This is a genomic window from Desulfobulbaceae bacterium (genome assembly GCA_013792005.1).
Lineage (GTDB): Bacteria > Desulfobacterota > Desulfobulbia > Desulfobulbales > VMSU01 > VMSU01.
Window position 1 is genome coordinate 1 of record VMSU01000034.1, and the last position, 8,780, is coordinate 8,780.

4 protein-coding genes and 1 tRNA gene are annotated in these 8,780 nt (G+C 51.8%); all 5 read left to right on the forward strand.

The window, feature by feature from the left end:
* The first annotated feature begins 327 nt into the window (after positions 1-327).
* Positions 328-1,332, forward strand: coding sequence for a type I glyceraldehyde-3-phosphate dehydrogenase (gene gap / locus FP815_01990; GenBank protein ID MBA3013704.1), 1,005 nt, complete (start codon positions 328-330; stop codon positions 1,330-1,332).
* 233 nt (positions 1,333-1,565) lie between these two features.
* Positions 1,566-5,966, forward strand: a complete 4,401-nt coding sequence (locus FP815_01995) for a phosphoenolpyruvate synthase (GenBank protein MBA3013705.1) — start codon at positions 1,566-1,568, stop codon at positions 5,964-5,966.
* 121 nt (positions 5,967-6,087) lie between these two features.
* Complete coding sequence (locus FP815_02000; protein ID MBA3013706.1) at positions 6,088-7,488, forward strand: YihY/virulence factor BrkB family protein; 1,401 nt, start codon at positions 6,088-6,090, stop codon at positions 7,486-7,488.
* 266 nt (positions 7,489-7,754) lie between these two features.
* A tRNA-Met gene (locus FP815_02005) sits at positions 7,755-7,830 on the forward strand.
* 178 nt (positions 7,831-8,008) lie between these two features.
* Positions 8,009-8,780: Nif3-like dinuclear metal center hexameric protein (locus FP815_02010; GenBank protein ID MBA3013707.1), on the forward strand; the 772-nt coding region annotated here is incomplete at its 3' end.

An 8,780-nucleotide genomic window follows, 5' to 3' on the forward strand; every position in this document is an offset into this window, starting at 1 on the left:
AACTGATTACCGTTAACCTGTGTAGTTACGATTATTTTTGAATTAAACATTTAAAATAATCATTTGAAAATGTCAACTCTGCTGACACAGGGTGAATTCTGGTTGGTCAGCGATTACAATCAGAGACGGCTCCAATTGATCTTTTTGCCCACTAATGAAGGGTAAAATGATTGTGACAATCAAAAAAAGTTCTTGCCTAGTGGTTTTTATTTCTTGATACTGAATTTAGAAGCTAGGTTAATCATTATGATGGACTCAAGGGTGGGGGTTAGGCTATTGCCCTACAGCTGCCTTTGCGCGCACTTTTAATTATATAGGGGGAAAGCAATGACGATCAGGATTGGAATCAATGGTTTTGGGCGTATCGGCAGGAATATCTTTCGGGCTATCGACAAGGATCCGCTCTTCAAGGATATTGAGGTTGTGGCGATCAACGATCTGACCAGTAATGTCACCACCGCTCACTTGCTCAAGTATGACTCCATCATGGGGGTTTATGATAAGGATGTGGTCGCCAATGATAAAGGGATCTCTGTCAATGGCCGTCAGGTTGATATCTACAATCACAGAAATCCGGCGGACATCCCCTGGGGGGCAATCGGTGTCGAATACGTAGTCGAGTCCACCGGTTTCTTCACTAACGACGAGACAGCAGGCGCCCACCTCGAGGCTGGGGCCAAAAAAGTTATTATCTCGGCGCCGGCCAAGGGAAATATCAAGACCCTGGTTATGGGTGTTAATGAGGATGAGTATGATCCTCTGGTGCACAACATCGTCTCCAACGCCTCCTGTACTACCAACTGTCTGGCGCCGGTGGCCAAGGTTATCATGGATCGTTTCGGGATTTCCAAGGGCCTGATGACCACCGTCCACTCCTATACCAATGATCAGAGCATTCTTGACTATCCCCACTCCGATCTCCGGCGGGCCAGGGCAGCGGCCCTGTCGATGATCCCGACCAAAACCGGGGCGGCAGCGGCGGTGTCTCTCGTTATCCCGGAACTGAAAGGAAAATTTGATGGCTTGGCCGTGCGGGTGCCGACACCTAATGTTTCCTTGGTTGACGTGGTCATGGAGATGGAGAGGGAGGCGACTACTGCTGAGGTCAATCAGGCTTTGAAGGAGGGGGCTAACCGTTACTTGGGGTACTCGGAAGAACCCCTGGTCTCGATCGATTATCAGGGCAACCCTCACTCCTCGGTGGTTGACGCCCTGTCCACCAAGGCGATTGGCAAGCTGGTCAAGGTCCTCTCCTGGTACGATAATGAATGGGGGTACTCCAACCGAGTCCTTGATCTCATTCTTCTGATGGAGGCTAAAAAGCCCTTGTAAATCATATACGTAACTGCATCAGGTGACGGTGATCAGTTATCGGTTTACGGTGAACAGACTAACGTCAACTGTAAACCGTAAACCGATAACCTGAGCAGTTGCTGTATCCTTCGTAAGTGTTCAACTGCTAGTGTATATCTTTGCCGACAACAGTGCAAACAAGAAGGCAGAAAGACGAGCCCGTCCTTCTGCCTTCTTGTTTGTGCCGCCAAGCTTTTTGATGAGGTTTCGTTATGCCCCAATCTGTTACTGTGCCAGCCATTGACTCTGAAGCCTTAAAGGCTAATCTCCAGGAAACTGCTGTTGGTGAAGTGGTAATTGCCCGCGAACATCAGATCCTTACCGACATCGTTAAGGACTACAAGGGAATTCATCACACGATCAGTGATCTGCTGATCGAAATCAACCACCCGTATAGAAACTGGAGCATGCTCCTCCCTAAGCTGCGGGCATTCATCCTCAAGCACAGCCATCAGTATTCAAGTCACCAGCAGGGGCCGAAGGCCTTCACCCAGTTTGTTGCTATTCACCTGACGGCTATTGCTCAAGCCTGGGAGAATATCAAGGGTAAGAAGGCTGTGTCATCAATCTCTCCAGGGTCAACAGCGCTTGCCGCTCAAGGCAAATCCCCTAAGAATTGGGATGCTATTATCGCCTTGGCCATGGAATCACTGCTGGCCTATCTGGAAAAACTGATCCAAGATTTAGATGGAGCGCGTTTGGTGCGTCACCAGCGGGCTATCAATGTTGCTTTGGGTCGCATCGCAGCTCTTGATGATCAAGCCCTTATCCTTATGGTTCAGGGTTATCATCCAATTAAGAAAATTGCTGCCTCGTTATTTGCCGTCAGCCGGGGGACCTCTTTTGATCTTGGCCCTTTCGTGCGGTTTTACAGCAGGTTGCTAGCTATCGATTTTCACTATTGGTTGAGTGAAGAGGATCCTTTGCCATGGTTTACCGGGGCTTGTGGTCACAATCATGGTGATTGGGATGTGGCAGGTCTTTTTGCCAACATCTCCCATGGCGCCATGCGAGAGAATCTTGCTATCCTTGAACGTAGTACCCTGGAGATGCGGGAAAATACGCCGCATGAGGCGCTTGAGCACCTTATGACCCTGCCAAGTCATCTCGACATTGTCAGAATATACAAAGATATCCCTGCCAAGCTCTTGACAGTGCCGTTTCCCAACGCCACGTATCCTGGTGGGGATAGATCCTCAGACACCGGTGGTGAGCGGGGCCGATCCCTTGCCCAGGGGCCGGAGATGGATCGCTTTGCCGAGAACAGAAAGTTGCTTTTTCTGTTTCGGATTATGGATACCCCAGGTCTTTTTCTGGTGCATGAAGAGACCCTGCGCGAGATCAATCGGAGTTTAGTGTTGCTCATTCACGAGCAGTCCTTTGAGGAGATAGAGCGTTTTCTGCTCACTACCTTCCAGCTGTTGAAGGCCAATGTGCGGAAATTTCCGCATACCTCTCTTCAGTGTATTCAGGTGCTGGGCACAGAGATCTTCAAGAAGGGCAGCGGAGGGTTGGTCGAGAGCTTTCTGTGGCAGGTGGTCCGGTTTGGTTTTCAGTATGCCAATGTCACCGGAGTGGATCAGGACTGGCAGCCTATCGCCAATCCCGCTCATCTGGTCAATATCAGGGTCTGGCTCAGTTTGATCATGCAGGAGCCCAAGTGGTGCTCGACGCTGTTTTCGGCACTCATTATCAACCTGCATTTGTCGGGTACCTGCATTAAGGATACTGATCTCTTCCAGCGTGACATTACCGAGCTTTTAAATCATCCTATTGGCCCAATTTATAATTTGGCCAAGCAGTTTGCTAAACTGCTGCCGGTCTTTTTCAACGAGATCGGAGCGGAAGGCGAGTTGCGTGAGGTCTCCACCGAACTCGATGAAACCCATCGCCGCAAGGATCTGCTTATTCACTTCCTGCGCAAGCAGAGCCACGTCGAGTCGAGCAATCTGATCGTCAATTTTATCAAGGCCATCTTCACCTTCTGGCACAAACAGGACAAGGAGGTGCTTGAGCAGTTCCTGCCCCAGGAGGTCTTGTACGGGATTCAGCCCACCGGACCTTTTGTGGATGATCTTCATATCCTGATCAAAAGGGTCTTTGAGCTGCCGGATATCAAACGGGTGGAGGATCTGCTGTTCTGGGACCCTGCCCGGCGGGACAATTTTCTGGCACACCAGTCTGACCTCAATCCGGTGGAAGTGCGCCGGTTTGCGCTGCTGATCCATATGTACACCTTGTTGCACGAAAAGTACCATCTTGGGCTCCAGGATCTGCGTCAGCAGCTGGAAATTGCCGTGAATTCCGGGTTTCCTGAACTTCAGAGCCTGATCGGAGTCTTGGAAGAGGGGGACACCTTTGAATGCCTTGGGGCAATACTGGTGCAGTTGGAGAGTCTGCAGCAGGTGATCTTGAGTTCCGAGGCCTTTGAGGCCAAGGAAGATATCTATTATAAACGCCACATTGCAGTGGACATCCCATCGGTATACGGCCGTTACCGGGAACGGAAATTCGATGCCTTGGGCCTTACCTTCAGGCTGGAGAATCTGGCCAATGTTTTTTTGGAGAAGATTCCGGAAACGGTCAATACCGCCTTTATTACCGAGGCCACCTTTATCGGTATTATCAAATGTTTAAAGTTGTATCTCCGGGCCTTGAGGATCGACGGTATCACCAGTCGCCATCTGGAGACCTATCTGGCCCTGCTCGAAAGTTCGGTGGAACAGAAGCGTTTTTCCTATACCCAGTATCTTGATATCTTCCGGGGGCTCTCCGAGGGGGTGAAGGATATTATTTACGCCTACTACACCAATGTTCATGAGAACAACCTGTCGATCATCGCCCCCCAGATCGGAGGAAGTAATCTCCTGACCCGTTATCGGAATCTCTGGCAGGATGACGATTTGACCGGTTCGGTGCATCGATTAAACGAGTCATTCCTCCGTGATTTGATTGCCGGCACCTTCGGCCTTCAGCACCTCGACAACTTTATCACCAAGATTTACCAGACCCTGGAGAATCAGAAGGAGCTGTTGAATGAATCCAATCTTGATCTGTTGATGACCTATAACCCTGAGAATGTGATCAGTTTCCTTCACCGGCACAATCACCAGACCAACAACCTGATCATGCTGGGCAATAAGGGCTATAATCTGACCACCTTGGCAGCGGATCAGAAGCCGGTGCCGCCAGGTTTTATCATCACCACTGAGATCTTTCGCTGTTGGCCCGTGGTCAAAGACTTTTTTAAGGCCAAGAACGAGTTCATGGGGCGTATCCGTCAATCACTAAGTGAGATGGAGCAGATGATCGGACGAAGTTTCGGTGATCCGACCAATCCCCTGCTGGTCTCGGTTCGGAGCGGTGCTGCCGTGTCCATGCCCGGAATGATGGCGACCTTGCACAATGTCGGACTTAATGAAGAACTCTCGGAGGAGTTTGCGCTATCCTCGGGGAAGGAGTATCTGGCGTGGGATAATTACCGCCGTTTTTTGCAGTCGTGGGCTATGGCAAAGGGGGTGGAGCGAGAGGTCTTCCAGGCCTTGATGAATAAGGCTAAGGCCAAGCATGATGTTCAGGTCAAGCGCCAGTTTTCATCCGCGCAGATGCATGAACTGGCCTTGAATTACCAGAAGGCGATTCGCGGCATCGGCATCGGTATCCCGGATGATCCGTGGCTGCAACTCACCGGCGCCATCGAGATGGTGCTTGAGTCGTGGAATACTCCTAAGACCAGGGAGTATCGGGCCTTGATGGATGTTTCTGACTCTTGGGGCACGGCGGTTATCATTCAGACTATGGTTTTTGGCAATAACAGCGCCGAGGCAGGGAGCGGCGTCTTGTTTACCGCTCACCCTTACCGGAAGGTGCGGCGGGTTGCTTTATGGGGTGACTATGCCACCGCCGATCAGGGTGAGGATATTGTTTCCGGATTGGTTACCACCTATCCGGTGTCAGTCGAGCAGGCAGAGCTTGACGGACGATCCAAGGACCTGTCGCTTGAGCGCCGTTTTCCAAAAATCTACCAGAGATTGCGCGATATTGCCCGTGATCTGGTCTATGAAAAGCAGTGGAATCCCCAGGATATCGAGTTTACCTTTGAGGGGCCGGAGACGGAGGATTTGTATATTCTGCAGACTCGGGATATGATCACCATCAAGAAGAAAGAGAATTTCGATGCCTTTGTCGAGAGTCCGGAGATGACGAAAGCTATCCTGGGGAAGGGGATCGGGGTGAGCGGCAGCGCCTTGGCCGGTCGGGCGGTGTTTACCGTTGAGCATATCAGTCAGCTCCGCCTGGAGTATCCCGGCATACCACTGATCCTGATCCGGCAGGATACGGTGCCGGAGGATATCAAGGAGATCTCCCAGGCCGACGGCTTGCTGACTGCGCGTGGCGGCCAGACCTCCCACGCCTCTCTTGTGGCCCTGCGTTTGGATAAAACCTGCGTGGTGGGGTGCAAGAACCTGAAGGTCTACGAGGCCGAGGAGCGCTGTGAAATAAGCGGCCAGGTGATTCGTTGCGGCGACCCGATCAGTATTGATGGGCGGAAGGGACTGTTCCTGCGCGGCATGCATCCGTTGAAGCAAGAGGTGCATATCCTGCCGATTTGAACCGGGGGTTGAGTTATTCTTGACAGAGTACTGCTGTATGGCAGTTCAAAGCAAAAGGTTAAAGGGTGGAAATTGGTCTGACTCCCTATTCCCTTTTGGTCAATGATTACGGAAAAGTTCTATGGCACTTGGAATAATTGCAAGTCTCTCCTCATTACGTGAAACGTTGGGGTCTTTTTGGGACTCGATCAGAGAGGTTCCGCCACCGGGACCGCTCTCCGCGAGAGACCGGTTCAAGGCTGTGGTCAGAGTGCTGTTGATTGTCATTGGAAAATTTCGCTCTGATGATATTCCTCTTCGTGCCAGCGCTCTGACGTTTACCGTTATTCTTTCCCTTGTCCCCCTTCTTGCCTTGGGCACAGCGGTGTTGAAAGGGTTTGGCGCCGGAGACGATCTGCGGCAAACCGCCCATCGATTTATCGATCAACTTGATAAGCAACCTGAGTACGAGATTGCCCTTGATCACTCTCCGGCGAGAACCGTTACCCCGCAAGTGGCTCCGTCCGTATCTCCGGCGCCGCCGCCAACGCAGGGAGAGATCCCTCGCAGCCTCTCCTCTCATCTCGGGCAAGCAGTTGATCAAATTTTCGACTATGTGGACAGGACCGACTTTACTACCCTTGGGGCCTTTGGTGTTGTTGGTCTCCTGGTGTCGGTCGTGATGGTCCTGAGCAGTATTGAGACGGCGATGAACGCTGTCTGGCAGGTCAATAATGATCGTTCGATCTCCAGGAAAGTCCTTGATTATCTGGCTCTTATGGTTTTGATGCCCTTGTCTCTCAATCTGGCCTTGGCAGTTGAGACAGCGCTTCGCAGTCCGGCCTTGAATAATCATTTGACCGATACTCTTCATCTGACCTGGTTCGGGCATCAGTTTCTTAAGATATTTCCCGTTGTTCTGGTTGTGCTCTCCTTTATAATTCTCTACCGCTTTTTGCCTAACACCCGGATAGGTTCCTGGCCGGCGTTGCTGGGAGGGCTTTTTGCCGGGAGCAGTTGGGTGATGATCCAAGTTTTCTATCTGAGGCTGCAGGTCGGGGTTGCCCGCTATAACACCATCTACGGCTCCTTTGCCACGTTGCCGCTTTTTCTGCTTTGGCTCTATCTTGGGTGGCTGATTTTTTTGACTGGGGCGGTCATGTCTTATGCTGTGCAGCACTGGCGTTATTATCTGTGGGAGGGCCGTCCTCCTACACCTATGGCACGATTGGCTCTAGCCTTTGATATCATGGGCTTGATCAAGGAAGACTTTACTCGGAGGATGGTTACCACCCAGGAATCACTGGCGAGCCGACTGCGGCAACCGGAAGCCCGGATTGCCTCGATTGTAACCGACTTGCTCCACGGAAATATTCTTCGGAAATGTATAGAGCCGGCCCCAGGGTATCTGCCTGCTGCGCCAAGCGGGGTTGAAGAGCGGGGTGAGGTCATTGACGCCATTCTCGGTGCGGCCAGCGGGGAGAATGGTGGCATGAAGCTGGTGACACGGGCAGTCGCGGCTGTAAAAAAGGAACTGCAGTAGTTTTTTGTATCTATGTCGGCTGGAACTTCTGTTTCAGCCGACATAGATGTTGCGGGGGTAGCTGAGCCGTGATTCCCATCGGTGGATCCATGGGTGACAATGTTGGTGAGCATTACCGACCAGAAGTACTCTGGATAGTTACGAATTCTTTGTCCATCAAGTTGTATTCTGCGGATGGTGGGAGGAGCTGATGATTTTTTTTGTGAAAAATATGTTGACAAGCGATGACGAGTTGAGCATATTATCGTGCTTTACTGTCTGCAACGGGGCCTGTAGCTCAGTTGGTAGAGCCACCGGCTCATAACCGGTCGGTCCCTGGTTCGAGTCCAGGTGGGCCCACCATTTGTACAACATCAGATTGACCATTGCCTTGGCAGCCAAGAGGCGGAAGTGACACTATCACCCAACGCACGCAAGAAAATTTTTTTGGGCCCAGACCGATCATACGGCCCCAGACCAAAAGGTGTGACCCGACCAGGTTGCACCTTTTTTTATTGAACCGGCAATATCCCCTGATCGTATGCCTTCTGCCGAAATCACAATCGAAACCATTCTGAAATCATTAGACGCTCTAGCCCCCTTTGCGTTGGCGGAGGATTGGGATAATGTCGGTCTTCTGGTCGGCGCTCTCAATGCCCCGGTGACTGGCATTATGATTGGACTCGACCCGACCACTTCTCTTCTTGACGAGGCGCTGAGCTATGGCGCTAACCTGGTCATCACTCATCACCCCGTTATCTTCCCATCCCTTAAAGTTATTCGTACCGACCAGCCGGCTGGCGCCTTCATTGCCAAAGCCCTGACCAATACAATTGGTGTTATTGCCTGTCATACCAACCTTGATGTAGCGCCGCGTGGGGTGAGCCATGCCTTGGCCGTACTCCTCGGGCTGACCGATGCCGTGCCTCTTAGCTCTGCCGGATCAGGGGACGCCGGGATTGGATTTGGTCAAATCGGGTTCCTGGCAGAGCCCATGAGCGGATCTGATTTCTTTGCAATGCTCGGTAAGGCGCTGAAGCTTCCTGCCCTTGCCGTAGCTGGGCCAATCCCCGACCGTGTGAGTCGAGTGGCTTTGTGCGGGGGCAGCGGCTCTGATCTGGCCATTGCAGCGCAGGCTGGTGGCGCCCACATCTATATCACGGCGGAGGTCAAGCACCATGTCGCGCGCTGGGCCGAGGAGGTTGGTTTCTGTGTTATTGATGCCGGGCATTTTGTTACTGAGGCCCCGATTTCCGAAACTCTGGCTCCGATGCTTATGGCACATCTTGCCAGTCAAGACATTACCATTCCTG